The sequence below is a fragment of the Gemmatimonadota bacterium genome (assembly GCA_026705765.1).
Taxonomy (GTDB): Bacteria; Latescibacterota; UBA2968; order UBA2968; family UBA2968; genus VXRD01.
Genome location: JAPPAB010000082.1, coordinates 1 through 26,286 on the forward strand (window position 1 = coordinate 1; position 26,286 = coordinate 26,286).

Annotated in this window: 24 protein-coding genes; 11 read left to right on the forward strand and 13 right to left on the reverse strand. The window is 51.4% G+C overall.

Annotation, left to right across the window (positions count from 1 at the left end; all coding sequences use genetic code 11):
• From OXH16_10645 to OXH16_10655, 3 genes are all read left to right on the forward strand, one after another.
• A partial coding sequence (locus OXH16_10645) for an NAD(P)-dependent oxidoreductase (GenBank protein MCY3681848.1) occupies positions 1-781 on the forward strand: 781 nt, incomplete at its 5' end.
• 55 nt (positions 782-836) lie between these two features.
• Positions 837-3,137, forward strand: a complete 2,301-nt coding sequence (locus OXH16_10650) for a xanthine dehydrogenase family protein molybdopterin-binding subunit (GenBank protein ID MCY3681849.1) — start codon at positions 837-839, stop codon at positions 3,135-3,137.
• Between the two features lie 27 nt (positions 3,138-3,164).
• Entirely contained in the window at positions 3,165-3,431 is a 267-nt protein-coding gene (locus OXH16_10655; protein ID MCY3681850.1) for a MoaD/ThiS family protein, read from the forward strand.
• Between the two features lie 80 nt (positions 3,432-3,511).
• Here OXH16_10655 and OXH16_10660 read toward each other — a convergent pair whose 3' ends face one another.
• Together OXH16_10660 and OXH16_10665 are read right to left on the reverse strand one after the other, a co-directional pair.
• Entirely contained in the window at positions 3,512-3,778 is a 267-nt protein-coding gene (locus tag OXH16_10660) for a hypothetical protein (protein MCY3681851.1), read from the reverse strand.
• A gap of 196 nt (positions 3,779-3,974) precedes the next feature.
• The gene (locus OXH16_10665; protein ID MCY3681852.1) at positions 3,975-5,087 is read right to left on the reverse strand and encodes a M20/M25/M40 family metallo-hydrolase; all 1,113 of its coding nucleotides are present in this window, start codon (positions 5,085-5,087) and stop codon (positions 3,975-3,977) included.
• A 192-nt stretch (positions 5,088-5,279) separates the two neighbouring features.
• Here OXH16_10665 and ggt point away from each other — a divergent pair, with 192 nt between their 5' ends.
• The 3 genes from ggt to OXH16_10680 are packed head-to-tail and all read left to right on the forward strand — an operon-like array spanning position 5,280 to position 9,143.
• Positions 5,280-6,905 (forward strand): gamma-glutamyltransferase, encoded by a 1,626-nt coding sequence (gene ggt, locus OXH16_10670; GenBank protein MCY3681853.1) that lies wholly within the window; start codon positions 5,280-5,282, stop codon positions 6,903-6,905.
• Between the two features lie 26 nt (positions 6,906-6,931).
• Positions 6,932-8,110 carry a hypothetical protein gene (locus OXH16_10675; protein MCY3681854.1) on the forward strand — a complete coding sequence of 393 codons (1,179 nt, stop codon included), beginning with the start codon at positions 6,932-6,934 and terminating at the stop codon, positions 8,108-8,110.
• Between the two features lie 10 nt (positions 8,111-8,120).
• On the forward strand, positions 8,121-9,143 hold the full coding sequence (locus OXH16_10680; GenBank protein ID MCY3681855.1) for an ROK family protein: 1,023 nt from the start codon (positions 8,121-8,123) through the stop codon (positions 9,141-9,143).
• A gap of 70 nt (positions 9,144-9,213) precedes the next feature.
• Here the strand turns inward: OXH16_10680 and OXH16_10685 are convergent, their stop codons facing one another.
• From OXH16_10685 to OXH16_10735, 11 genes are all read right to left on the reverse strand, one after another.
• Complete coding sequence (locus OXH16_10685) at positions 9,214-9,759, reverse strand: outer membrane beta-barrel protein (GenBank protein MCY3681856.1); 546 nt, start codon at positions 9,757-9,759, stop codon at positions 9,214-9,216.
• A 129-nt stretch (positions 9,760-9,888) separates the two neighbouring features.
• Entirely contained in the window at positions 9,889-10,476 is a 588-nt protein-coding gene (gene lpoB, locus OXH16_10690) for a penicillin-binding protein activator LpoB (GenBank protein ID MCY3681857.1), read from the reverse strand.
• Positions 10,477-10,511: 35 nt separating this feature from the next.
• Positions 10,512-11,327 (reverse strand): hypothetical protein, encoded by an 816-nt coding sequence (locus OXH16_10695; protein ID MCY3681858.1) that lies wholly within the window; start codon positions 11,325-11,327, stop codon positions 10,512-10,514.
• Between the two features lie 18 nt (positions 11,328-11,345).
• Complete coding sequence (locus OXH16_10700) at positions 11,346-12,704, reverse strand: hypothetical protein (protein ID MCY3681859.1); 1,359 nt, start codon at positions 12,702-12,704, stop codon at positions 11,346-11,348.
• Between the two features lie 173 nt (positions 12,705-12,877).
• A complete protein-coding gene (locus OXH16_10705; GenBank protein ID MCY3681860.1) occupies positions 12,878-14,974 on the reverse strand; it encodes a glycosyltransferase family 39 protein in 2,097 nt (698 codons plus the stop codon).
• Positions 14,967-16,493, reverse strand: a complete 1,527-nt coding sequence (locus OXH16_10710; protein MCY3681861.1) for a methyltransferase domain-containing protein — start codon at positions 16,491-16,493, stop codon at positions 14,967-14,969. Before OXH16_10710 ends, OXH16_10705 begins: the two co-directional genes overlap by 8 nt.
• A 77-nt stretch (positions 16,494-16,570) precedes the next feature.
• Positions 16,571-17,677: a DegT/DnrJ/EryC1/StrS family aminotransferase gene (locus OXH16_10715; protein ID MCY3681862.1), complete on the reverse strand. Its 1,107-nt coding sequence runs from the start codon at positions 17,675-17,677 to the stop codon at positions 16,571-16,573.
• The gene (locus OXH16_10720) at positions 17,674-18,621 is read right to left on the reverse strand and encodes a glycosyltransferase family 2 protein (GenBank protein MCY3681863.1); all 948 of its coding nucleotides are present in this window, start codon (positions 18,619-18,621) and stop codon (positions 17,674-17,676) included. Before OXH16_10720 ends, OXH16_10715 begins: the two co-directional genes overlap by 4 nt.
• Complete coding sequence (locus tag OXH16_10725) at positions 18,614-19,999, reverse strand: O-antigen ligase family protein (GenBank protein MCY3681864.1); 1,386 nt, start codon at positions 19,997-19,999, stop codon at positions 18,614-18,616. The genes OXH16_10720 and OXH16_10725 overlap by 8 nt, the downstream gene beginning before the upstream one ends.
• A 59-nt stretch (positions 20,000-20,058) precedes the next feature.
• Entirely contained in the window at positions 20,059-21,174 is a 1,116-nt protein-coding gene (locus tag OXH16_10730; protein ID MCY3681865.1) for a hypothetical protein, read from the reverse strand.
• A 215-nt stretch (positions 21,175-21,389) separates the two neighbouring features.
• A complete protein-coding gene (locus tag OXH16_10735) occupies positions 21,390-22,994 on the reverse strand; it encodes a hypothetical protein (GenBank protein MCY3681866.1) in 1,605 nt (534 codons plus the stop codon).
• 168 nt (positions 22,995-23,162) lie between these two features.
• Between OXH16_10735 and OXH16_10740 the strand changes: the two genes are divergently transcribed.
• The 5 genes from OXH16_10740 to OXH16_10760 all read left to right on the forward strand — a co-directional run bounded on the left by OXH16_10740 (position 23,163) and on the right by OXH16_10760 (position 26,265).
• On the forward strand, positions 23,163-23,876 hold the full coding sequence (locus OXH16_10740) for a PduL/EutD family phosphate acyltransferase (GenBank protein ID MCY3681867.1): 714 nt from the start codon (positions 23,163-23,165) through the stop codon (positions 23,874-23,876).
• Positions 23,873-24,145 carry a BMC domain-containing protein gene (locus tag OXH16_10745; GenBank protein MCY3681868.1) on the forward strand — a complete coding sequence of 91 codons (273 nt, stop codon included), beginning with the start codon at positions 23,873-23,875 and terminating at the stop codon, positions 24,143-24,145. Before OXH16_10740 ends, OXH16_10745 begins: the two co-directional genes overlap by 4 nt.
• A gap of 22 nt (positions 24,146-24,167) precedes the next feature.
• Positions 24,168-24,452, forward strand: a complete 285-nt coding sequence (gene eutM, locus OXH16_10750; GenBank protein MCY3681869.1) for an ethanolamine utilization microcompartment protein EutM — start codon at positions 24,168-24,170, stop codon at positions 24,450-24,452.
• Between the two features lie 3 nt (positions 24,453-24,455).
• Entirely contained in the window at positions 24,456-24,746 is a 291-nt protein-coding gene (locus tag OXH16_10755) for a EutN/CcmL family microcompartment protein (protein ID MCY3681870.1), read from the forward strand.
• 82 nt (positions 24,747-24,828) lie between these two features.
• A complete protein-coding gene (locus tag OXH16_10760; GenBank protein ID MCY3681871.1) occupies positions 24,829-26,265 on the forward strand; it encodes an aldehyde dehydrogenase EutE in 1,437 nt (478 codons plus the stop codon).
• The last annotated feature ends 21 nt before the right edge of the window (positions 26,266-26,286 follow it).

The following is a 26,286-nucleotide window of genomic DNA, read 5'->3' on the forward strand; positions in this document are numbered from 1 at the left end:
GGGCGAGGCAACGGATATTATTATTACGATTGTAACGGCTGATCCCGAGGTGCGCGAGGTCATCCTGGGCGATCAGGGGGTTTTGGCCGGGGCGTCAGAGGGCGACCTCATTGTAGATATGAGTACGATTTCGCCGCTGACGATTCAGGGTGTGGCAGAACAGGCAGCGGAAAAAGGGGTTCGCGTAATGGATGCGCCGGTAAGTGGTGGCGATATTGGGGCGATTAACGGCACGCTGACTATTATTGCGGGCGGGGCAAAGGCCGATTTTGATCGCTGTCAGGGGATTTTTGACGCGATGGGCAATAGCGAGAATATTTTTCATGTGGGTGATGTTGGCGTGGGGCAAACGGTTAAAATTGTCAATCAGTTGCTCGGCGGTATTACGATGGCGGCGATTGCAGAGGGGCTTACATTGGGCGTTAAAGCGGGTGCTGATCCCGAGGTGATGCGGCGGGTGATTAGCGTGAGTTCGGGCGATTCGTCGGCTTTTCAGGCGCGTGTTGCAGATTTTGTGTTCAAGGACGAGTATGCGCCGGGGTTTATGCTCGATCTGATGAAGAAGGATATCGGTATCGGTGTGGAGATGGGACGCGCAATGAATGTGCCCGTGCCGCTGGGGGCGGTGGCTTATCAGATGTATGCGGCTGCGAGCAGTCTGGGCGCTGGCGCACTCGATTTTTCAGCCGTGACAAAGACTATTGAGACTCTGTCCGGTATTAAGATCAGCGACAGATCAGCGACGCGTGATTTAAAGACTGGACAGGGGGCGCGGTCTTAATTATTTTTTGCGTGGTTATTTCAGGACTGCAATTTTATTATTACAGGAGGAATAAATGGCGATTCCACAGGAAGATTATTTGGGTATTACGGATTACAAGGTCGTGGGGACGCGGCCCGTGCGGCACGATGGCGCGGATAAGGTGACGGGCAGGGCGATTTACGGTACGGATCTCAATTTGCCCGATATGTTGCATGCCAGAGTTTTGCGAAGTCCGCATGCGCACGCTCGGATTAAGTCGATTGATACGAGCAAAGCAGAAGCACTTGAAGGCGTGCGCGCGGTTGTTACCGGACAGGATTTGGCACTCAATGCCGAGGAGCAGTTGGCCGATTTGGGCGAAGAGGTGGTGCGGGTTAAGGATATGTGTGCGGCAGTACTGGCACGTGAAAAGGTGCTCTATCAGGGGTATCCCGTGGCGGCGGTGGCAGCGACCAATGTCCATATTGCCGAAGAAGCACTGGATTTGATGGAAGTCGAATACGAGGTGTTGCCCCATGTGCTGGATGTGCGGGAGGCGATGAAGGACGATGCGCCTCTGGTACATGAAGATCAGAGAACCAATTCGATGGGCGAGAGGAGCGAGAATTTCAGCAATGTGGCGTCGCATTTTCGCACGGAATTGGGCGATATCGAACAGGGATTTGCCGAATCGGATGTGATCGTGGAGCGCGAGTTTCTCACGGATATGGTGCATCAGGGCTATATCGAACCGCAAAATGCTACGGTGTTGTGGAATGCCGATGGGGTGGTGACGATCTGGTGCAGCAATCAGGGTGCGTTTGGCGTGCGGGATCAGACTGCGAGAATTTTGGGCATTCCCGTGTCGCAAATTAAGGTTGTGCCCCTGGAGATTGGCGGGGGATTTGGCGGGAAGATCAAAGCGTATTTGGAACCGATTGCCGCGCTGTTGTCGAGAAAGACCGGGCATCCGGTGAAAATGATTATGAGCCGCACTGAGGTTTTGCAGGCGACTGGCCCGACATCGGGGTCGTGGATTCGGGTGAAGATGGGTGCGACCAATGACGGCAAGCTCGTCGCTGCTGAGAGTGAACTGGTCTATGAGGCGGGGGCTTTTTCCGGCAGTCCCGTGGGCGCGGGCGCGCGCAATATGCTGGCGCCTTATGTGATTCCGCATGTTCTGGTGGATGGTTATGATGTGGTGAACAACAAGCCCTCCTCTTCGGCTTATCGCGCGCCGGGCACGACGAATGCGGCTTTTGCCGTTGAAACCGTGGTGGATGAACTCGCCGAGAAATTGGGCGTTGATCCGCTGGAATTTCGGTTGAGCAATTCTGCAAAAGAAGGTACGCGTCGCGCAGATGGGCCCGTGAATAAGCGCATTGGGCACGAGGAATGCGTTCGCGCTGCGGTATCTTCTGACCACTATCAGACAGCACTCAATGGAAAATATCGCGGTCGCGGTGTGGCGTCTGGTTTTTGGGGTAATGGGGGCGGTGTTTCGAGTGCGGCTGCGAGCGTGAATGACGATGGTACGATCAATCTGGTGGAAGGTTCGACAGATATTGGGGGTACGCGCACGTCGGTTGCGATGCAGATGGCCGAAGTGCTGGGTATTTCAGAGCAGGAGATTCGTCCACAGGTGGGCGATACGGATTCGATTGGTTATACGGGTGTGACGGGTGGTTCGCGCACGACATTTGCGACGGGTTGGGCGGCTTATAAATGCGCGCAGGATATCAAAGAGCAGATGATGGCGCGTGCGGCGATTCTGTGGGAGATTTCTGAGGATGATGTCGAGTTCGATCAGGCTGTGTTCCGCTCGAAGTCCGATCCATCGAAGTCGATTACGTTTAAGGATTTGGCGGCCAAACTCGATTCAACGGGCGGACCGGTGATGGGACGCGCCACGGCAAAACCCACGGGTGTTGGGGGTGCTTATGCGGTGGCGATTGTGGATGTGGAGGTAGATCCCGATACGGGTAAGGTCGATATTTTGCGTGCGTCGCTTTTCCAGGATGCGGGGAAAGCCATATACCCGCCTTATGTGGAGGGGCAGATGCAGGGCGGCGTGGCACAGGCGATTGGTTGGGCGCTCAATGAAGAGTATGTGTACGACGAAGATGGTATTTTGAGGAATAGCAGCTTGCTGGATTATCGGATGCCGACGTGTTTGGATTTGCCGATGATTGATGCGCATATTGTCGAGGTTCCCAATCCGGGGCATCCCTATGGTGTGCGCGGGGTGGGAGAGGTGCCGATTGTGCCGCCCACGGCAGCGGTTGCCAATGCGATTTACGATGCGATTGGCCTGCGTCTGACTGAGTTGCCCATGTCGCCCCCGCGCGTGTTGGAAGCCTGGTGGGATAAAAATGGTGGAAACGGCTCGGCCTGAGAGGACCAGTGATACAGGAGTTTGAATATGCCTGAAGTGTGGATTCCCTCGCTGATGCGAAAATTGACCGATGGTCAGGAGAAGGTAGTTGTTGGTGGCAATACCTTGCGAGAGGTGATCGAAAATCTGGATGCACAATTTCCCGGTATTAAAGATCGGGTGGTGTATGAAGATTATCGGATTGCACCGGGACTGGCTGTTGCGATTGATGGCGTTGTCACCGAAGAGGGTTTGCGGACACAAATACCCCCCGATAGCGAGGTTCATTTCGTGACGTCGATTGCGGGTGGGTAGAGATTCGCGCCAATCCGATTGCACATAAAAAATCCCCGTGATTGAGAGATCACGGGGATTTTTTGTTATGCGGAAGTGGATCAAGGTTTGGCAAGTGTCAAGACGATGGTGATAGCCGTGCCGATGTTGGCAAGCAAGACTGTGATCAACAAGCCCATAATCCATTTGAAATTGCTATTGATGCGGGTTTCAATTCCTGTCAAGCGATTGTCCATGCTGTTGAAACGATTGTCCTGACGATTTTCAATGCCGTTCAAGCGATTGTCAATACTATTCAAGCGTTCATTGATTTGTGCTTGGATAGCTTCCAGGGTTGCAACACGGCTTTCGAATGTTGGCATGTTCATAGTGGGGATCCTTTCAGCACTCGAGTTTTAGCCAGTGATTGAGTGCTGACTGGGCAAGTCGAATTATTCAAATTGGTGTTTCCCTTTGGCTTGTTTTTTTAATTCATCCGTCAGGTCTCACTTATCTTCACATGAAAAAAATAAATCTACGTAAGTCCCAACTCGAAGTCAACCGCAGTTGCGAAATTATGACCGCTTAACTACAAAATCGCCGCACCATTTCCGAGAAGGTATCCACAGCTTGGTGGAGTTGTTCGATTTCGATCCATTCGTCAATGGTGTGTGCCTGTTGGATATTGCCGGGACCGAGTACGACGAGTTCCATGGTTTTGCCAAAGATCATGCCATCGGTGCCATAAGCTACGGTTTTGGGTTCGCTCTTGTTTGCAACGGAGAGGGCTTCTTGCACGATGCGAGATTCTACGGGGGTATGGAGTGGAGCGAGTCCGTCGTAGATATCGACGTGGACTTCGCGTTCTTTGGCCAGTGTCCTGATTTTGTCGAGCAGGGGCGCGAAGTCTTGCCCAGGCATGGGGCGCATGTTGAGGGTTGCCCCGCTTTCTGGCGTGGTGATGTTCGATGCTTGTTCACCCCCGTGTATGACGGTGTTGAGGGTGGCGTGTGGGGGTGTAAAGGCATTGTTGAGGTATTTTTCGTCGGTTTTGAGTTCGCGGTCTATGGCGAGCATGTCGTTGAGGAAGGGGATGAGTTTGTGATTGGCGTTGATGCCTGTTCCCGTGCTGCTGTGCGTGGCTTTTCCCGTGGCTGTGACGCTGATTTTGACCGAGCCTTTGTGGGCGTGTACCACGTCGAGCAGGGTCGGTTCGCCAATAATGCCGTAGCGCACGTTGGATTCTTTTAATACTTCGGATTTTTGGGCGACGACATCGGCACCTCCGCAGTTGATTTCTTCATCTCCAGTGACGACTACGTAGATGGGGTGTTTGAGTTCGTCGATGGAGAAATGGCTTGCCGTGGCGATCATGCAGGCGACCGAACCTTTCATGTCGGCTACGCCGCGTCCGTAGATTCGGGATCCCTTTTCGATGACTTCAAAGGGGTCCCAGGCCCATCCTTCGGCGGGCACGACGTCGTTGTGTCCCATCATGGCGAGGCCACCGGTGCCATTACCCTTCTTGCCGACGAGGTTTAGTTTGGGAACGCCGTTGGGGTCTGTGTAGGGAATGCGTTCGACAGTGAGGCCAGCCTCGCTCATTCTTTCTGCCATGGCATTTGAGCAATCTACGTTGCTCAAATAGCTGGTTGAGTTGAAGGATACAAATTCACGCGTGAGTTGTACAGGGTCCATAGGGTTTCTTTCCAAATTTGATTGATGAATAAAATAGCGGATAGGGCAATATAAGTTGGTGTGGAGAACTGAGCAATAAATTCTCTACTGGCTATGACTCTACGGTTGCCAATTTTTTTTCTCGGACGTAGATTATACCGATCTTAATTCGACCTATTGTGGTGTGAAAATCAAACTATCAGGAGCAGTGTTATGGCTTTTTCAGCACATGGAGTGACACACAGACCAACGGTTACGGGCACGCGCGGTATGGTGGCGTGCGCGCATCCGCAGGCCGCGCTATCTGGCGCGCGGATGTTGCTTGAAGGGGGCAATGCGTTTGATGCTGCGGTGGCGGTTGCTGCCGCGCTCAATGTTGTGGAGCCTTATATGTCTGGTATTGCGGGGGTGGGGTATGCGATTGTATATGATGCGAAAAACGGCCACAGGCGCGTCCTGGATTATTGTGGACGAACGCCGTATCAAGCGCGTGCCGAGTTGTTTGATAGCCCAGCGGATAAAGATGCTGGGCCGCGTTCGTGTTTGACGCCGGGTGCTTGTGGCGGCTGGTTGGAATTGTTGGAGCGCTATGGGAGGATGACGCCAGCACAAGTATTTGCGCCTGCGATTGATCTGGCGGAGAACGGGTATGCTGTGACGGTGAGAAATAGCCAATCGATGAGTAGCGGGGGGCGGTTGAACGACAGGGGAGAACGGGTTATTCTGTCGCGTGGACGCGGACCTCTGCCGGGAGAGATTTTAATTCAAAAGGATTTGGCGCAGACGTTTCGGCGAGTTGCTGAAGGTGGAGCGGAGGCTTTTTATCGCGGTGACCTCGCGCGCGAAATGGCGGAATATATTCAGGGAGAAGGGGGCTGGTTATCCGCGCGCGATCTGGCGGATTTTGAACCCGAATGGGTTGATCCGATAGCGACGACTTATCGGGGTTATGAGGTGTTTTGTCCGTCGCCACCGAGTGCGGGATTTCAGATTCTCGAGACGCTCAATATGCTGGAAGGATACGATCTGGCGGAGATGGAACACCATTCGGAGCAGGCATTGCATCTGTTTATCGAAGCCGTGAAGTTGGGCAATTCGGATCGGATCGAATACGCGGCAGCCCCACAGGCTCCGATTGAGGGATTGCTGGCGAAGGGCTATGCGGAAGAACGCCGAAAGCTGATTGGAAATCGCGCAGGCGTGCACCGGGGCGAGTGGTATCCGGCGACGAAATTGCCGGGCGAGATTGAACCGGGCGATCCAAAGGCCTGGCTGAATGAATGCACGACGCATTTCGATGTGGTCGATGGCGATGGCAATGCCGTGGCTATAACTCAGAGTTTGGGGTCGGGTTTTGGGTCGGGGGTGATGATGGGCGATACGGGCATGTTTTTAAACAATTTTATTCGATGGGGCGATCTGGTGCCCAATAGCCCAAATTGTATTGCGCCTCACAAAAAAGTGGATATGTGTTTGTCGCCGATGCTGGTGTTTCGAGATGGCGCGCTTTTTTCTGCGCTGGGTACGCCGGGAAGCTGGGGGATTCAACAGACATCGGTGCAATTTTTGACCAATGTGCTGGATTACGGCATGAATATACAGGCGGCGATTGAAGCACCTCGGTTCCGCATTGAGAGTGCGGGTACTAATGTGTCTATTGAAAGGCGAGTGCCAAAGTCTATTCGGCGCGCGCTGAAAGCGCGTGGACACGATGTGAAGGTGTTGCCCGATTATTCCGCCGTTTGCGGTGGGGCGCAGGGTATTGTGGTGGATGCTGAATCGGGTGCGCTGATGGGCGGTGCAGATCCGAGGCGCGATGGGTATGCGATAGGGGTTTAGATCGTAATATGCACGAGGAGAATAAATTGGCAGATTCATTTGAGCTTGAAGTTGAGCAGATCACATATGGTCCCAAACACCACTTTTTTGGATATATAGGACAATCGCAGACCGTTCCCTGGAATCAGAGCGGTCGTTATATTGTCGCATTGCGGAATGGCTTTCAGGATCATATGCCCGGACCTGGTGAGGCAGCGGATGTGATTTTGATCGATACTGAGAATGGCTATTCGGTCCAGATGGTTGATCAGTCGCAGGGGTGGAATCCGCAGCAGGGTACGATGTTCTACTGGAATCCCGAATCGCCAGAGACGCAGTTTTTCTTCAATGATCGAGATCCGGAGACGCAGAAGGTTTTCACGGTTTTGTTCGATATGTCCAGGGGGAAAAGGATCCGCGAATATCGCTATGAGGATACATCATTTGGCAATAGCGGTGTGGCGCAAAATGGCGGCTATTTTCTGGGATTAAATTACGCGCGCATGGCGCGTCTGCGGTTGGTGACGGGATATCTCGGCGCGGCGGATTGGACTGAAGGGGTTGTACATCCCGAGGACGATGGGATTTTTAAGGTTGATGTGAATACGGGTCAAAAAGAGTTGATTGTATCTTTTGCCCAATTGGGAGATGCATTGCGGGATTACCACCCGGGAGTTGAGAGCAAGGAGATGTTTATCAACCATACGCTGTGGAACCGGGATGATGATCGGATTTATTTTTATGCGCGAGGCAATTTCGGTGGGCGAGGGGATCGGCTCAATGTGCCTTTTACCGTGAATCCCGATGGCAGTGATTTGACCATACAGAAGGTTTTTATTGGTGGTCATCCCGAGTGGTTGGAAGGGCATGAGATTCTCGGTCACAATGCAGATGATCTGGTAGTGTACGATACCGATGAGCAGAAAATTGTACGGACTTTGGGAGATCAGTCTGTTTTTCCGGAGCCTGGCGGAGACAATGCGTTTTCCCCAGATGGGAAGTGGGTCATCAATGGTTCGGGACCAAAGCGCGGAACGGTTTATGTGATGTATCGCATGGCTGACGGGGCATGGGCGCGAACCGAGCGATACGATCAGGGGGCGTGGATATCGGGGGATTTGAGGAGCGATCCCGCGCCGTGCTGGAATCGCACGAGTGATCAGGTGCTTTTTCCATCGATTTCCAGAGATGGGACGCGCCAGTTGTTTGTGATTACACGAAGATAGGAATGGGATTATGGGAGAGAGCGATACGCGCTGTTTTGTGGGTTTGGACGTCGGTGGGACGAGTGTGAAGTCCATTCTCGTCGATACTTCAGGCAATTTATTGGGCGATATGGTGGAGGTGCCCAGTCGCGTCAAAGAAGGGTATGAGGCGACGTTTGCACAGCTTGAGGAAGCGCTGTTGTTATTGACGGATCGCGCTGGAAGGCGTCAATCGGATATCGCGGGTATTGGTCTGGATGTGCCTGCGCCGAGTAGCAATGGCGTGATTCGGGTGCAGGCCAATCTGGGGGCGGATTGGGTGGGGACGAATATTCGCGACGAGTTTTCTGCGCGTGCGGGTGTGCCCGTGTATATGACGAATGATGGCAATGCCGCGGCGGCGGGTGAATACGCTGCGCGTCCGGATTGCGACACGGGTCTTTTGCTTGTCGCACCGGGAACGGGTTTGGGCGGTGGATTGGTTTTACCCGGTGGGCAGATTTACGAGGGGGCAAATGGTCTCGCGCTGGAAGTAGGGCATGCTTCGGTTCCGTTTCGGGAGGTGGATGGAGCGTTGCCAGCTTGTTCGTGTGGTTTGACGGGATGTACGGAGGCCTGGGTGTCGCTTATGGCATTGCGACGCAGGCTTGAGATTGAATTGGCGAGGGATAAATGGAAGGATCACGCACTGAATGCTTCTGATGCGTCAATTGAGGAAAAAGCGTATCAACTCCGCGATTACGCGGAAAATGACGATCCGCTCGCGGTGTCGCTTTTTAAGGAGCAGGCATTTATTCTGGGTTATGCGATAGCCAATTGGGTGCGGTTATTCGACCCCGGGCTTGTGGTGATCGGCGGAGGGCTTTCAGAAGCGTCTTTTCGCGATCGGTATATGACGTGGGTGATTGAGGGATTTGAGGATGGGTCGTGGCCGATCTACCTCGAAAATCCCTTTGATGCTCAGGCTGTTTCAACGCAGTTTGAATGGGCACGCGGTGGCGATTCTGCCGCTGCACTGGGTATGGCTTTTGTCGCGAGTGAGGTGTTTGGATAGGTGATATGTGACCTGTGGCTAAGACGGAGAGAGGCGAGGGCCAAACAGTCCCTCGCCTCTTGTTTTTTCATTAAAAGAAGAATTTGAGACCCGCATAGACCCGGTCCATGTCGGTGGTGCGGTTGTCGGTAAAGATAAAGTCGTGTTTGTAGTCGAGTCCGATACGCACCCTTTTGTGGAGGACAATGTCTATGCCTGCGCCAGGTGCCAGACCAAAGTTGCGGCTGCCTTCATTGGGCGCGTATAGTCCGGCGTTGAGCGAGACGTGATACACAAAAGGGTCAAAGGCGTAGGCAAAACGCGAGCCGAGGCTAAAGATGGACATGTCGCGGTCGGAAAGATAATTATAGCCCGCCTGGATGCCGAGCCACTGGTCCATTTCGACGCCGAGTTCAACCCCATAGAGAAATCCCGTGCGCGTTTTGTTGACGTCCGTCAGGTCAAAAAAGCCAGAGCCAAAGGCGGTGTTGAGATAGACGCGATGGCTCGAGCCGCCAAAAGGGTATCCCCCTTTGCCAAATTCGCTTTCTTCTGTCCCATCCGTGCGGCCAGTTTGCGCGCTGGCACTGCTCCCCAAAAGCAGAGCGATTGCGAGTGTGTATAACAGGTGTTTCATGGTTTTGCTCCTTTCTGGATCAGGATTAAAGGATGGAAGGATGTGCAGGATGCCCAACCGTCCGCCCCTTAATTTTTAATGCTCGATTCCTCGTAATCCCAACCTAATAATCTCAGGTCTGCAGCGCAATTACAATCCTATGCTGCGCTTTTTGTAGGCTTTGCGGATTTCTTTTTCGTCGGTCCATATAATTTCTGATGAGACCAGGTCCGTCAGTTGGAAGGTGGCTTTGTAGTAGATGAGTTTATCTTTGCCCACTTCCTGCACGTTCGCGCTGAGTGTACCCGTGAGGATCAGGTCCGATCCGGTCTGTTTGCCCGGTGCTTTGGCCTGGGCGGGATCGACGTAGCCCGATTGTTGGTATTCGTATTCTGTGGCGATGTCTTTGCGGTTGGTGACATCGACAAAGCGCACTTTGCCGCTCTGGATCAATGCGGTTTTGATTTTGTCGGAGAGGGCCACCATGTCGATGTGTTCGGTGGTGCGATTGCGCATTTTGCCGAGCATGATGGCGGGTTCAGGTCTGTTCAATGGCGCTTCGAGGATTGAGTTGACGACTTTTTTTGCGATGAGTTGCATGTCGTTTTCGTTAAAGCGGTCGTCGAGCAGGGCAATGGTTTTGGGATCTTCATAGGTCCCTTTTGTAAAGGCTCTGGGGCCAGCGCATCCGGTTGTGGTACCGATCAGGGCGATTGCTGTCCAGGTGATGAATTTCATGGCTTAGCTCCTTGTTGAGAGGTGAAAGGCGTGTTTTATCGCCACTCGCATTCCATGCGCGTGTCAATCATGTGCCATTTATCTGGCAATACCACATCCTGTTTGTAGCGAATGTAGGCGCGGCAGTCTTGAATGGGTGAACTGACGGGGTAGTCCATTTCATAGGTTTGAACCCGCGGGAGGTCTATCGCTGGTATCTCGTCAATTTGATGGATTCCCGGGCGTGAAGACGTGAAAATCCGTACGGTTTTGCTGCCGTGTGTTTTGAGTGGGATTGTTCCCGAGAAGGTGACGCGCCGAATTTTTCGCGGGAGCAAAGGGTCTGTGGCATCGATCAGGGTGTCTCTTTTCCACTGTCCGGCGAGCACGGTGTTTAAGTCTGCGGTGAAGACGCGCTGGATCTCGCCGTCGGGTATGATGACGTAGAGAAAGCGATGACGTGCTGTTTGAGAAATGCCGTCAAATGTCAGGTAAATGGTGAGGTTGAGCGATTGGTTGGGCGCGAGCGCGTGTTTGGAGATGGCCTGTATGACGACGGGCGCAAGACCTGCTTGTTTGAGTGCGATCAGCCCTTCGGCAGATGCATCGCCCGCATATCGCCGCTCGGAAATCATCTGTGCGATTTGGTCGGGTTTAAAGTCGCTTTGTACCAATTGCAACAGGTCCTCACGGGTGAAGGGGAGTTGATCGGTCCGTTCATAAACTGCGGGTAATTCTCCGCCGTCCCATTCGACGAGGTTGACGACAATGCCCCGCGTGGGCGGCAGGTCTGATTTCGCCGCGTTTGCCGTTGGTATGATCAACAGGCTGAGAACGATGAACGACAAAAGACTTCGATGTGATAGTTTCATTGTGTTCCTCCTTGTGAATTATTGATAAACCCTGTGGTTCAAGAACGTGCGTTGGCCGGGTTTGATTTTGATGTTGGTAAATGTTTCGGTTTCGATAATGCGTCCGTTGCCATCGAGTGCTTCGAGTGTGATGGTGTGAATGCCGGGTGGTAGATTGAGGCGGCCAATTTGAATATTGTGGGGCAAGGAGACCCAACTGCGGGTGTCGGCGATTTCGGTTGAGATGTTGAACAGGTTGACGAAGAAACCGAGGACTTCATTTTCGTCTTTGGCCTCTCGGTGGGCTATGTATTTCACAAGCCCGCGTGCAATTGTTCTGATCATAATCCTCGGGTAGTGATCCTGGAGCGATGTTTTTGCAATTGCAGCGTAATTCTGGGCGATCTGCGTTTGAATGGTGCGGTTTCCTGCGCGGATGAGAATGCGCTTTGTGCGCGGGGCAACAGTTTCGTATTTGGGAAGGACGACGCGCAACCAGTATTCGACATCGCGAATGGGATATACGCGGTGACGGCGGTGTGAGATTTGGGTGGCGACGGAAGATACTTTGTCGCCTTTGCTGCGTTTGATGTCTTCTTCGTAAATGGGGAGATCTATTTCTTCTTGTATTTTGCGGGGGATAAAGCCGATTTCAGAAAAGATCACGAGTTCGCCATTGCCCACAGGCGGGACAAAGGGCGGGATGTTGAGCGAGGCAAAGCGCAGGTCGGCTTCCTCACCGTTGAGAATGTCATCTACATGCTTGAGGTCTTCCACGACGGTTTGAGGTGGGGCGGTGTGGAATTTTTTTTCGTAGTATGAATAGGCATCTCGTGCGTGCTGATAGGAGACGCGGGCGTCGTTGAATTCGCCAGTGGCTTCGTAGAACAGGCCGGTGATGTAGTGAATGAAGGCATCATTTTTGTAACTCGTCTGTCCATTGTGAATGGCGTATTGGTCGAGTTTCAAATTGGCTTTGCGACATTCGACAAGGGCATCTTCCGGGAGGCCCAGATACCAGTAGTTCAGCGCGCGATAGTAGTGGACGGCAACCATTTCAAAGCTGTCGCCGCGGTAGTTGCGTATGGCGTCGTTGGTCAAAAATGCGGCGGCTTCCCGGGAAACCGAGCGGGTGTAGAGTCGGTCAGATAGCCGCTCGGCTTCGGCAAAATAGCGGTTGGATGTTTCATAGTGGCCCTGATAGTGAGTCAAGAGGCCGTTTTCGAGGAGATAGAGCAATTGGTTGCCTCTTTTTCTCGACTTTTTGATTTTTGCACGGGCGTCTTCGTAGTTGCGCGCGCGCAGGCTCGTGCGAAAGTCGCCCGAAAAATGAGAATAGGTGGCGCAGCCGTGTAGCGAGACTGCTATCAGAAGCACTGTGTAGTAAGTTGTTTTCACCGCACTTTTCTCCGTTGAGGTTTTTTCGTGCGGTAAAGTGTTATGCAAATAGCGTGCCAATTGGCTTGAGTATTTTTAAGTTATTGAATTACAATAGGATATGGTCAGGAGGGAAAAGGCGGGATATGTGACGCTATGGCACAGGTGTGAATTTTTACAACAGTTTGAAAATTTTACAAAGCCAAAATTTTCAGTTGCTTAACCGTTGTTTCCACAGGATGGAGATTTTCTATTTGAACTGAAACGCGCTGGTTTTTTTTGAGCGAAAAAAAGGCGTCCATTTGAGCGAGGTTCTTTGTCAAGATGAATATTTGCTGTGTTAAGAGCGCCTGGTCCGCAAAGATTGAGACCCGGATGCTCGCATGTTTGCGGGATGCGTTCAGGCGTTTTACGGTGACTTTTGTTTCGTATTCTCCAAAAACAAAGCTTTGGGAGCGTTCTGGTATCGCAGGCTTATTTGCTTGAAATGTGAACAGGTATTTCCCGCGTTTCAGGTCGTAAGACGGGGTTGTTATTACGCCATCGCGGAGTGTTGCGGTGTTGCGAATGTTTATTTGCACGCCTGTGGGAGATAGTTTGCAGGTATCAAATGCAATAGTGCCGGGGTGCAACGGTTCGTGCGGTATTTGATTTGTGATGATCAGCGAGGGACTCGTAGAAAATACATCGAGCATGGTTGCGGCATTTTGTTTGATGTAATCTTTGCCAATATTTTGTCCGATGTAATTGTTGTCGATGTATTGCACAATATGCTCGCTGTGGATTTTGTCGATGATTTCTTGTTTGGTCTGTATTTCTTCCTGGTAATAGGTATAAATCTGAGATATTTCGGCTGGCAAGACATAGTGTGTGTGGTCTCGATTTTGTTCCGCGCTCATTATTTCTATGGGTTGTATTGAATAGTTGCATTTTAATCTGTCGAGGTCTTGTTCATGAATTCGCAGTTCTCTGGCAAAGACGACTTTTTGCACATCTTCCATCGCGTTGAGCGTATCTATGACCGCGCTTCTGGTATCTCTGGTGTTGTGTAATACTATGCCCGTTTGATAAGCGTCATAAGCTCGTGGCAGTAAAACGAGCGCGGCTGCGAGGCATACAATCGGAATTGGCTTTTTGAGCTTTGGATAAAAGCGCGTCAATGCTGAATGAAGATTGTAAAACGCAATACCTGCAAAGATGGCGATAAATGGGTACACCTGTATAAAATTTCTGTGAAAGCTGACGGTCATGCCGGTCATAAATAAAAGATAGCTCACAGGGAATAATAAGATCAGGAGCAATGCGGGGCGAGAAATTATTCCTGCCAGACCGATTGCGAACAGGATGGTGCCCGTTAGTCCAATGTTGTAGTAAAATTCTCGTATCTGAAATGCAAAATAATCCCATCCAGGGCTGATTGTTGCGCCGGGATGTCCCGTGGTTTTGTAGTAATTAATCTGGTGTAAGACATCCTTAATAAAATTTGGGAAGTCGAGAATTGCGTAGGGCATAATGAAAAGAAAAGTCACTGCTGGCAGGCATGGGATCGCGAGCCAATAAAATTTTTGGCGCGGGATTTCATCCCGATAAGACATCCAAATGAGCGATGCGATGGGGAGCAGTATTACCAGGCCCGAATTGTATTTTATCGCTGTGGCAAACCCGACGCCTATTAAACTCAATATGAAATAGATGGGTTTTTTGTGGTGGATAAACAAAATGGAGAATAGGGCGACAAGCGAGACAAACAGGGCGACTGGCGCGTCCATTGTTACAAAGCCCGAATGAACTATGTGGATCGGGAGAACGGATAAAAAAAGGGCCGATATGATGCCCGTCCATCTGTTGCATGTCGTCCTGCTGATTAAATAGGTGATAAATACTGTTGCGGTGCCCATTGTGGCGGTTAAAAAACGGTTCCAAAAATAAAAGTTCGGATGAGATATCGTCCAGTGCCAGCCAGTGTCGGCTGCAATGCGTATATTTGTTGCCAAATCGCCTGTGAGTGATAGATAAATACGGTACAACTGATCAACTAACAGATTAAAATAAATCATCAGAGAACCGTACTTAAAAAAATGGGGGTTGTAATCCCCCGTTTTTATCATCTGAAGCGCGTTGCTGGCCGTGAGTGGTTCATCCCAGAAATACAAATAGGGCAAACCGATGTTTAATTGGAAATATCGAAGGATAAATGCAAAGAAGATGACCAGGATGATGATAGATGTGAAATAGTGCTTTACTATCGCATGTTTAAAATTGGCTTTAATAGGCGCGATAAAATCACTCATGGGATAAGTCCTTTTGTGCGATGAGTAAAAAATTCCACGCCTCGCTTTCCACGCGGTGCAGGCGATCTAAAAATAGTGCGCCGAGTTGGATGACAAAAAATCCAATGCGCGCAAAGGGGATTAGAGGACCGCGTTCAAAACGCGCCAAATAATAACAGAATCGCGTCCCGGCTGTGACCCAAAATCCCGCGAGCGCACGCGTTGTGTGGACAGTTAGTCCCGATTTTTTGGCGAGATGGCGCAAGCCATAAGGCGTAAAGCGGAAATAGTCGTGGGGGACTTCGTGCAAGCCCCAAATATGGGGTGCGGTGAGAATTAAATAGCCACCCGGTCGCAATACACGCGCCATTTCGTCAATTGCCAATTGGGGCTGCGGCACGTGCTCTAAGACTTGATTGCACAACACGGTATCGCAGGTTTGGTCGCGGATGGGGAGGGCCTGCACATCGCCCCACACGTCGGTGCGTTCATACCGCTCTCGCCCTTTTTCCAGGCCGATGTATTGTTGTACGCGCGTCTCAAAAATGTTGGCATAGGGTTTATTGCCACACCCCACATCCAGCAATTTCCCACTTACTATCTCCTTTACTTCGTCCATTGTCTGGCGCATTTTGCGGTGAATCAACCAGTTTTTGCCAAATAGGCCAACCGGGCGTCCATCACATCCATCGCCTTCCATATCCACGTGCGACAATCCCCGCCCCGCACCGATTGCGAGACACGCAACACCAACCAAACTGATCCAGTGTCCCAGGGTGAACGCGAGTGCCAGACCACCCAAAACAATGCCTGTCAGCCACATCAGAGCGACTGCTGCACGCACTGGTAGCCCCCATTGTATCAATCGCTGTGCAACGTGATCCCGGCTGGGTCGGACAATAGAGCGGCCTTTGGCAAATCGGATTGCACTGATAAATACGGCTTCAAAGATGGGGAGGCCCAGGGCGATCAAAGGTCCGATGACGCCCGTGAGGCCGCCAGTTTGATTTGCGACAGAAACAGCCATACTACTGAGCAAGAAGCCAATTAACAGGCTTCCGGTGTCGCCCATCAGGATGCGGGCGGGATGAAAATTGTGTAGCAAATACCCCGTGAGTGCGCCCGCTGTTACGAGTGCCCAATCGCCTGCGTTTATCACCCACAAACCCAGCGAAGCAATGGTTCCACTACCTGAGGAAAGACCGTCTTCCATGTCCAGAACATTGAATGCATGGCACATCCAGACCATCCACAACGCAGTTAGTGTGGCGTCTATCCAGTAAATATTTGTGAGATGGAAACGCGGGCCAAGCCAGGCGGCAATGCCTGCAACTACGAGGGTTAGCGCAAATTTGTGCAGTGGCGCAAAGGGTTTCCAATCGTCTAAAATACCGATGAATGCCATTCCCACAGCACCGATGACGAGGCCCAAAGGGAGCGATTGAGGCAAAAACCAGAAGCCACAAAAAAGAGCGGCCAGCAAAGCTGTACCGCCCAGTGTTGAAACAGGCGCATTGGGTGTATTTAAACGGCGTGCCATGAGACGCGTAGCCGCCGTGAACAAAGCCGATAGAATTGCGGTAATGCCGAATAAAATAACGGGCGTCAAAACGTACCTTAGGGTTGGAAGTCGCACACGGCTGCGATGACTTGTCCTATTTCGCTTTCGGTCATGCTTGGGAATAGGGGCAAGGTGACCAGATTGCGCCACACGGCATCGGTGACGGGTAAGTCTGTGCGATAGGGTTTGTACACTTCAAATAAATGGCAGGGTTTGTAGTGTACGCCCGCATCGATGTTGTGTTGCCCCAGATGATCTATCAATTCATCGCGCTGGGATACGCGTGCCACATAAGCGTGCATTGCACTGCGAACCTGGGGTTTTTCTACAGGTGTTTGCATCCAGTCGAGGGCGGCAAATGCACGTCCGTACTGCAAAAAAATCTCTCTGCGTTGTGCATTGGCCGACTCCAATTTGCCCAATTGCACCAGACCAATTGCCGCATTGAGATCGTTCATGTAGCATTTATAGCCGAGTTCGCCCACTTCGTATTCCCATCGATGCTCTGCGCCATTTTTTCGAAACCGATCATAAGTTCCGCGCGAAATGCCCATCCAGCGCAGTTTTCGCGCGCGTTCGGCAAGGTCTGAATTGTTGGTGGTCAACATCCCACCGTCGCAGGTTGACAAATTTTTACGCGCATCAAAACTAAAACACGTCACTGTGCCCATCCCGCCGACCATTCGGCCTTTGTAGCGCGCGCCGCTGGCGTGTGCGGCGTCTTCTACGACTGGAATCCCATTTGCAATGGACAGAATCTCATCCATGTCGCAAGGGTGCCCGGCAAAATGCACCACCATAATCGCTCGGGTGCGCGGCGTGATTTTGGCGGCTATTGCCTTAGGATCGATATTGAGTGTTTCGGGATCTATGTCGCAAAACACCGGCGTGGCTCCGTTTTGCAAAATTGCGTGATTGGTCGATACAAAGGTCAAGGGCGTGGTAATGACTTCGCCGCCCTCTACATCAAGTATCTTCAAAGCCAGTAGAAGGGCTGCAGAGCACGAGTTGACAGATACTGCGTGTTGTGCCCCTACATAATGGGCAAATCGCGCTTCGAGTTCTTCGACTTTTTCCCCGGGACCGACCCAACCGGACATCAATACTTCGCGTACTGCTTCGACTTCTGCATTGTCAAACCAGGGACGAAAAATGGGAATCATGGACCTTCCTCCACAGCACCGTGAGTTAAGGCATGTGCTGACGTGTTGTTAGTCAGTATAAACCAGTAAGCTCGCAAACGCGCTCGCGCCTCTGTGCGACGGCTGTGGGCGATTAAAAACACACTTCCCCAGAGCAATGTTCGCAACGTCATTTCTACAGGACGCAGGAGCCTGAGCAAGCGCGCAGCCCATTGTCCCAGGTGTTTGGCAATAAAATAGGCATAAGACGCTTCACTGGCCACGAGCATCCGCGTCAATGCCTGTTTGGAACTTTCGCCCCCGATGTGTATGCCTTCGGCGCAGGGTAAATACATGACCTGCCAGCCAGCGCGGTTGATACACAGGCCGAGATCTACATCTTCGTAATACATAAAAATGGCCTCGTCTAACCCGTTTACAGCGCTCAAAACGCGGCGGCGAACCGCGAAACACGCTCCGGTCACCCAGGCGACAGCTTCGGGTTTGGTGGGCCTCCGCCGCCGAAATTTAAGCAATGGAAATATTAGATGCAATAGGAATTTACGACAGATTTCATCTCTGAGCCTGGGCGCTTCACCGCACGAGGCAAGCACCTGCCCATCCGCGTCTTTAAGCTTTGGCCCCACCATGCCCACATTGGCGTGTGTATTCAAAAATTCGACCATCTTATTCACTGCATCTGGTTGCAACACGACATCGGGATTTAAGGCTATGACAAGCGCGCTGTGCGAGACAGCCACACCGCGGTTTACTGCGCTCCCAAATCCCAGATTTGCGCCGGTTTGGATCACGCGCACGCGATCGCCATAAGTTTCCAATGCCTCCAGGCTGTTGTCCGATGATGCGTTATCGACTACGACCACATCGAGATCTGTTTCACGCTGATCAAGTAATGCGGCAATGCACCGCGCCAGATTTTCTCCGGCATTCCAGTTGACCACTATTGCTGTCACACATTCAGGCATTATTTTTTTCCTCTGCTACCAGCCGTGCAATAAGCCCTAAAAATGTCGCATGGATAAAGATCAACCGATTGGCAAAGAGGGTTGCATCTGCCATGCCATAGACGAGGAGTGCTGCATAAATGGCGATAAATGCCGCGCAGAACACACGCACGCGGGTGTCATTACTTTGCTGGAATAATTGATATGCGCGCCACAGAGCAAAGCCAAAGATCCACAAAAATGCTGCGACGCCCACCAGTCCCATCCTCAATCCAATCGTCAAATAAACATTGTCAACTGCACCTACTGTCAATATCTGTGGCGGTGGTGGAAATGTCACCAGAGACGTCACGGTTTCGCCGTGTCCGCCGCCGAGTAGCGGCCGTTGACGAATTTTTTCCAGTGCATTGCCATAAGATATCAACCGCCCACTTACGGCTTCGACGCTGCGCGTCACGCGGTCCAATGCCATATCGCTGACGGCAGCGCGGGTTTGTTGCTGAAAAACATACCCCATCGCCAGCAGCAGGAGAGGGACCAGTGCCACGACAATAAGACGCGACAGGTGTCGAGCCTGTTTATCCAGGATGGTCAATGCGGCCAGACTGCCCAGCCCGACGAATAGCGAAATCCACATGCCCCGTCCCATTGTCAAAACCAGAGCCAACCCGATGGGCAATATCGCGCTCCACGCCCAGGCGCGCCTGTACGCCCGCGTTTCAAATAATAAAATGGCGGCAATAATGAGCATGCCCATCGGCAACACAATGCCTTCGAGTCGTGCGACCCGAACAAAACCACCCGCAATGTCCGTATCGACCTGCAAAAGAAATTCAAACAAATACTCGATGCCGACAATTGCGGCGATGAACAAAAATAAATGCAGGAATGTGGAGAATCGCCGCACATCAAAAAACCACGTCACCACAAAGAACAACGCGTAGTACAATGGATAGCGCACGTCGCGCAACATTTGCGAGATTGACTGTCCGTAGATCAACCCCAATAAGCATGAAAGTACGACCAGTCCCAGCAGTACGCACATTGGTCGATCCAAAAACGTGCGCCGTCTCCAATTCCATCGGCCTTCCAACAAATAGTTGAGATAGGCAATGCCCATTACCACAACGAGAAGGCCTTCATAGAACTTGAAGCCCATAGGCAAGACCAGATAGTCTTCATAAAACCAGGAAGGCACAACCGCAGCGGTGAAACACAAATAGAGCACTGACAGCGTGAGAGAGCCAAAAAGTGCAATTGCCGACAACAAACTCAGAACGAGAATCGCCGCAAGCGCGTCATGTATCAAAAACGGTAGTGCAATTAACAGGATCTGCCCCAAACATACCAGAACCAACAGTTGGGGTTTTGCAGGATCAAAGAAATTTGTTTGAAGCATCTAAGACGGTTTCCAATAAGTGGGTTCTTTATTCAAAAATGGATCGCCTCGCGTCTCAATTACCGTCGAATAGGAACGAGATATAACAGCGTATCGAATAGCCAGTTGGGCAGTGATGCGAGAAATAGGTATATGAGTCCAGAAAAAACGACCCAATTAGCAATCTCGTCCAGTATAAAAATGTACGATCCAAAAATACCCTGTATAAACATTGACCAGCAGGAAAACAAAATACCGACCAGGGTGATCCGAAGAATGCGCAAAAGCCGGATATCTGCAATGGACAACCAGGCAAAGAGTTGGGGAATGGTGAAAATGAGAAAGATCATCCGGTAATTCCAGTTACTGGCGAGCAAAAAGCTGCCGATATAAATACAAGCTCCCGCTCGAAATGGGCTGATATGTATCCCCGCAACCGGCCGAGATGAGGTGTTTTTGTTAGCCAGCGCGTAAAGCGAAATCAAAAAGACCAAACCGGCGATGCCGTAAAAAAATATCGGTGCTGCCGCAATTATCCAGGTGCGCAAATCGGGAAAAATCGTCCACTTTTGCAGGGTTTTCTCAATCATCATGGGCAGAACATACACGCCATAAGCACCACTGCGTCCTCGAGGTGTTACACTGTAAATTTGCCGAAAATCATCGAGAGATATCCAGCAGTAGGCCAGAAATAGTGCGGCAAGTGGCATTAGAATTCGCCAGAAGTCGCGTTTATCTTCTGTCAAAAGCTGCGCCAATCCAAAAATTGGAAATACCTTCAGGATAGCTGCGAAGAACATCGCGATTGATCCCCAAAGTTTCGAGCGATAACCCAACCTCAATGCCAGTGCGACGACAAAAAAGATAACGAGATCGTTGTTGCCTGATTGTAGCCCGAAAATCGCTGAAGGGGAAAACGTCACAGCCCCCAAAAACAGAGCTGTTTGGGTATCAATTGTTTTTAAAAACAAAAAAATACCGACAAAAAACAGGAGGATAAAAATTCCAGCCAAAATCACTAGGTGATCGCTGTTGATCGGCAGCCAAAATAGACATTGCCAGATTCGCGGATAGTTCATCTCTCTACCATAGGGATCAGAGATATTTTTAAACATTGGGTCGTAGCCCAAAGCATGCGACTCTGCACTGGTTATAATGGTGTGTGTGTCGGCAAAAATGAGGGGCGTTTGCGGCATGTTCCAAAATTGCCTGAATGATGGAAACCCGAAAACAGCAACCCATGGAGACAATAATAGAACGCCACAAATAACGATATATAGCAAAACTCGATTGCCGCGTGTGTGCATTGCTGCGCGCATTTACAATTACCGTCCCATGTGGTTGATCCACTGCCAAAATTGAACACAAGATACAAAGCTCATAGCCGTCAAAACGCGAGAAAAACTGCAAATCAATAGAAGTTCACATCCATTGTTGCTGTCCATTCATGCCCCGTTGCTCTACTTTGCCGGGTTATGATGCGATGGCGTTGATATTGTACCTGTAAAGTCCAATTTCTCACGGGTGTAAATTCCACGCGACCACCTATTTTTTGATGTGTCTCCACATCGCCCGACATAAAGTCTCGCGTGGTTGGGTCCTGTAACCGACGCCCCAGTTGTGCATTACCTCCCACATTGACAATTGTTCCATCTGGGTTTACTGGATTTTCTCCTTGTCGCTCTCTTTCAAAAGTTAAAGACGCTTTCAGGCTCGGTGAAAAGCGGTGTGTCACTTGTACAAAATATCGGTCTGCATTTGGCCCGGTTGGATAGCCCAACAGGGTGTCGTAGTGTTCATACGTATTGATGTCAAAATTGTGCGCGTACACGTAAGGCTCCACGCGCACGTATTCGGCGCGTATATCGGTATCTCGCAGTCCCATTGGATCGACCCAGAACGCGCCCACTTGAAAGGCAAATTGATTGGAAAATGCATCGGGGTCGAATTTGACCATATCATCAAAAAACCACGCGCCATAAATTGTTAGTCCCGTCCGGATGTACGCCGATATATCGGCTCCAATCACGAGATTGTCGCGATTTCCCAGGTGATTTTGCGTTCCGGCAAATACTGCGACTGGCAAAACGTAGAGTAGCTCAAATCCTCGATCGCCATATACCACGGCTTCGTGCAGCCCAATTCGCACTTTTGAGAACGCGATTTCCAGTCGGTGCGCGGCCAGCCGCTTTCGCCGCAAAAAGATACGCACATGTCCATTGTCGATCCACCGTCGCGTTGTGTCGATTAGGCCCGGGCGGGCGCGCAGCGATGAAGCGATGTGGGTATAGCGCAATCGCCCGTGTGATGCCTGCAACCGAAACAGGCCATAAGATGACGCGTTGTTGGAGAGCAATAAATTTCCCGTGCGCCCTGGTCCCCAATCCATGCTTCCTTTACCCGCATCTATACGCATCCAGGAATTTGCCCAGGCCAGTTGAAACGCGCTTTCGCGGAAATCTGCCTTTTTGCCCTTGAGTTGCACGTCTTCAATGGGGTGGGCCAGCACATCTTCACGCCGAAGGCGCGGTTGGTTGCTCCACTCGCGGGCCTCAAAGTGGCGTGCATAAAATCCCAATGTGTGGAATCGCCCGCGCACAGAACCGCCAATATAGGTTTGCGACGCGGTCTCGTTTACAAATCCATCACCCCTGCGCGCAATCACCTGTTGTCGCACCAGTGGTTCGAGTGTGACGGATGCCGCTGAGTCGCGCCATGTCCATCGGGGCTCGCGTGCAAAAGCTGCGCGGTTTTCCAGTTCTGCGATATGTCGATTGACGAGGCCCCGCTCGGTTGCCGACATAGATTGGTTTGATACGGCGGAGAGCATCCGTGCAACTTGTATCCGGCTCAAGGGCCGTGTATCGGGTACGGCAACCCAACCTCGCGCATTCAGGCGATCTAACAGGAGATACACGGGATGGTTTAAAGGGATATCGGGCGAGGCATCTTCGCCTATCACTGGACTGGCGAGACAAAAAAACATCGGGATGCCCATGAGTAATCTGAGTAGCAAATGTATATTTCTCATGATGGTTAGAAAAAATAAAGGGATTTCTCTGAATTTGGTTTAAAGCGCGGTACTTGTCAAGCATCGCGCTTTTTTACAACGTGTTTAGCTCTTGACTTTACAGCAGTCATGGGCTATTTTTCGCCTCTTGTAAACAGCCCTTGATACAAAAAAATGACAATGCTTCCAATGCGAAAAAATGCCTCTGTGTGCGATGATTGCGGGCTTTGTTCTTTCGGGCAAAACAGCGGGGAAAGTGATGCGATTGATCGCATCGCACGAGAAGTCGTGCTTCAAATACGCGGTGGAGATGGCGAAGAAATTCCCATTTCCGCAGGTGTATCTGCCCGGCATGCACATGTTGACGACGAAACCCTGGAGATCCTTTTTGGTGCGGGTCACACCTTAACGCCTTATCGCGAACTCTATCAGCCGGGTGCTTTTGCCGCCGAGGAAGTCATCTCTGTTGTTGGTCCCCGTTTGCGCGCGATTGAGCGCGTGCGGATTCTCGGTCCCAGCCGCGACTATAATCAGGTTGAACTCGCCCGAACAGATGCCATCTACATCGGCGTTGATCCGCCTGTGAGGGATTCGGGAGACCTGAGAGATGCGCCACCTGTTACTTTTATCGGTCCCAGGGGGTCGGTCACGGTAAATGCGGCCATTCGCGCTACGCGCCATATTCACCTGCGCCCATCTGATGTAATAGATTATGGCTTTCACGGACGGGAAACTGTCAAGGTGCGCGTGGGAGGCGAAAAAGGCGTTATATATGATAATGTGCGTCTCAAAATTGACGAAAGCTATTTGCCCGAACTCCATCTGGATACCGACGATGCCAATGCAGCTGATCTCGTCTGTGGCGATACGGTGTTTATGATAAAATGACTGCACTCGGTATGATTGAAACACTCGGCGTTATTGGCACGACAGAAGCTGCCGATGCGATGGTCAAAATGGCTTCCGTCACAATTGAAAAGTACGAAAAAATCGGTGCGGGATATACCACCACACTCGTGCGCGGCGATGTGGGGGCGGTTCGCGCAGCTATCGAAGCGGGAACAGAAGCTGCCGAGCGCGTTGGGGATCTCGTTGCCGCTCACATCATTCCAAATCTCGATCCACAAGTAGAAGCGGTTATTTTTAGTAACCAATGATCATTTTTCAGGAGGATACAACATGGGTGAAGCCCTCGGCATGATTGAAACCAAAGGTCTCGTAGCTATGATTGAGGCTGCCGATGCGATGGTCAAAGCCGCCAATGTCCAATTTGTCAATTGGGAACGCATTGGCGCGGGATATGTCACTGCTATTGTGCGCGGCGATGTGGCAGCAGTCAAAGCCGCAACGGAAGCCGGCGCTGCCGCTGCTGGCAAGGTTGGTGAACTCGTTTCCGTACACGTCATTCCGCGACCACATGGTAGCCTTGAAAATATTCTGCCTATCGGCTCTTCAAACGACTAAACTATGACCCTCGGAAAGGTGGTGGGAACGGTGGTTGCCACCCAAAAAGACAGCGGCCTGGCGGGTTTTAAGCTCCAGATCGTCCAAACGCTCGATTTGCCCGCATTCGAACTCAAAGAAAGTTTTGTGGTCGCCGTAGATGCTGTTGGTGCAGGCGATGGCGAAGTCGTGCTCTGTTGTAGTGGGAGTTCTGCCCGTATGACGAGTGTGACTGAAAATCGTCCTGTCGATGCGGTGATTGTCGCTATTATCGACACGGCAGAAATTGAAGGTGAAGCGGTTTATCAAAAATAGCTATCAGCGGTCAGCAATCAGCAAAATAAGCGAGGTATTGCCTTTGGAGAGTGGAGCGGGGAACTGAAAGCTTCTATTGCTTATGAACTTAGACGAAATCCAAATCCAATCGGTGGTTGAGCAGGTCGTGCGTCGCCTTGTGGCTGAGCGCGAAGCTCCTGCGGTTATTACACCGCCTGCGCGCTATGAAAACAAGGGCGACGATGGCCTTTTTGACGATCTCGAAGAAGCTATTGCTGCGGCTTCAGAAGCCCAGCGTGCCCTTGAAGCAATGAGCCTGGCGCAACGCCGCGATCTGATTGCCGCAATTCGCCGAGAATCCATGGCGCATTCAAAGGGTATCGCGCAAAAAACCGTTGAAGAAACCGGCATGGGTAAGGTGCCGCACAAAATTCGCAAACTCGAGGTTGTTGTACAACACACGCCTGGCGTTGAAGATTTGCAGCCCACGGCCTGGACGGGCGACAATGGTTTGACGGTTGTTGAAATGGCGCCCTTTGGCGTGATTGCGGCTGTCACGCCATCCACGCACCCGGTGCCCACGATGGTCAACAATGCAATTAGCTTTATCGCTGCGGGCAATAGCGCGGTTTTTGCGCCCCATCCGAGCGCGAAAGATGTTTCGGCTCTGGGTCTTCAGATGCTCAATCGCGCCATTGTCGGCGCGGGCGGTCCACCAAATCTGCTCGTCGCTGTGCGCGAACCATCCATAGAAACGGCGCAGAGCCTTTTTGTGCATCCCGACATCGACCTCGTTCTCGTCACCGGTGGGGGCGGTGTTGTCAAAGCGGCCATGCAAGCACCCAAGCGCGTGATCGCAGCAGGACCTGGCAATCCTCCTGTGGTTGTAGATGAGACCGCCGATATCGAAAAGGCCGCCCTCGGCATTATTGAAGGCGGCGGTTTTGACAATAATATTTTGTGTATTGGCGAAAAGGAAGTTTTTGCAGTTCAATCCGTGGCCGATGAACTAATGCGCTACCTGAAGGCAAATAATTGTGTGGAACTCGACCGGTCGCAAATTGATGCGTTGACCAAAATTGCATTTCCCCGCGACGACAAGGGCGATTGGATGCTCAATCGAGACCTCGTTGGTCGCAGCGCGCATGTGCTTGCTGCCCAAATTGGTCTCAATATTTCGCCCGATACAGAGCTTTTGATTGGCGAGGTTGAAAATGAGCACGATTTTGTTCAACACGAGCAGATGATGCCGTTTGTCCCCATTGTTCGCACACCCGATGTACACAGGGCAATTGACTGGGCTATTCGGGCCGAACAGGGGTATCGCCACACGGCGGTCATGCATTCTAAGAATGTCGAGAATATGACGGTTATGGCTCGCCGGTGTAAGTGTACGATTTTTGTGAAAAACGGCGCGTCATCTGCGGGATTGGGCGCAGGTGGCGAAGGCTATACGTCTTTCTCTATTGCCACACCCACCGGCGAAGGCTGCACGTCTGCCCGCACATTTACCCGCCAGCGCCGCTGTGCCCTCATCGACTATTTTAGAATTGTATAAGTCCCGTATCTCGCGAGGTAA

Coding starts and splice junctions, on each gene's coding strand:
- OXH16_10650 (MCY3681849.1), top strand. CDS start 837: ATGGCGATTCCACAGGAAGATTATTTGGGTATTACGGATTACAAGGTC.
- OXH16_10655 (MCY3681850.1), top strand. CDS start 3,165: ATGCCTGAAGTGTGGATTCCCTCGCTGATGCGAAAATTGACCGATGGT.
- OXH16_10660 (MCY3681851.1), bottom strand. CDS start 3,778: ATGAACATGCCAACATTCGAAAGCCGTGTTGCAACCCTGGAAGCTATC.
- OXH16_10665 (MCY3681852.1), bottom strand. CDS start 5,087: ATGGACCCTGTACAACTCACGCGTGAATTTGTATCCTTCAACTCAACC.
- ggt (MCY3681853.1), top strand. CDS start 5,280: ATGGCTTTTTCAGCACATGGAGTGACACACAGACCAACGGTTACGGGC.
- OXH16_10680 (MCY3681855.1), top strand. CDS start 8,121: ATGGGAGAGAGCGATACGCGCTGTTTTGTGGGTTTGGACGTCGGTGGG.
- OXH16_10685 (MCY3681856.1), bottom strand. CDS start 9,759: ATGAAACACCTGTTATACACACTCGCAATCGCTCTGCTTTTGGGGAGC.
- lpoB (MCY3681857.1), bottom strand. CDS start 10,476: ATGAAATTCATCACCTGGACAGCAATCGCCCTGATCGGTACCACAACC.
- OXH16_10695 (MCY3681858.1), bottom strand. CDS start 11,327: ATGAAACTATCACATCGAAGTCTTTTGTCGTTCATCGTTCTCAGCCTG.
- OXH16_10705 (MCY3681860.1), bottom strand. CDS start 14,974: ATGAGTGATTTTATCGCGCCTATTAAAGCCAATTTTAAACATGCGATA.
- OXH16_10710 (MCY3681861.1), bottom strand. CDS start 16,493: ATGGCACGCCGTTTAAATACACCCAATGCGCCTGTTTCAACACTGGGC.
- OXH16_10715 (MCY3681862.1), bottom strand. CDS start 17,677: ATGATTCCCATTTTTCGTCCCTGGTTTGACAATGCAGAAGTCGAAGCA.
- OXH16_10720 (MCY3681863.1), bottom strand. CDS start 18,621: ATGCCTGAATGTGTGACAGCAATAGTGGTCAACTGGAATGCCGGAGAA.
- OXH16_10725 (MCY3681864.1), bottom strand. CDS start 19,999: ATGCTTCAAACAAATTTCTTTGATCCTGCAAAACCCCAACTGTTGGTT.
- OXH16_10730 (MCY3681865.1), bottom strand. CDS start 21,174: ATGCCGCAAACGCCCCTCATTTTTGCCGACACACACACCATTATAACC.
- OXH16_10740 (MCY3681867.1), top strand. CDS start 23,163: ATGACAATGCTTCCAATGCGAAAAAATGCCTCTGTGTGCGATGATTGC.
- OXH16_10745 (MCY3681868.1), top strand. CDS start 23,873: ATGACTGCACTCGGTATGATTGAAACACTCGGCGTTATTGGCACGACA.
- eutM (MCY3681869.1), top strand. CDS start 24,168: ATGGGTGAAGCCCTCGGCATGATTGAAACCAAAGGTCTCGTAGCTATG.
- OXH16_10755 (MCY3681870.1), top strand. CDS start 24,456: ATGACCCTCGGAAAGGTGGTGGGAACGGTGGTTGCCACCCAAAAAGAC.
- OXH16_10760 (MCY3681871.1), top strand. CDS start 24,829: ATGAACTTAGACGAAATCCAAATCCAATCGGTGGTTGAGCAGGTCGTG.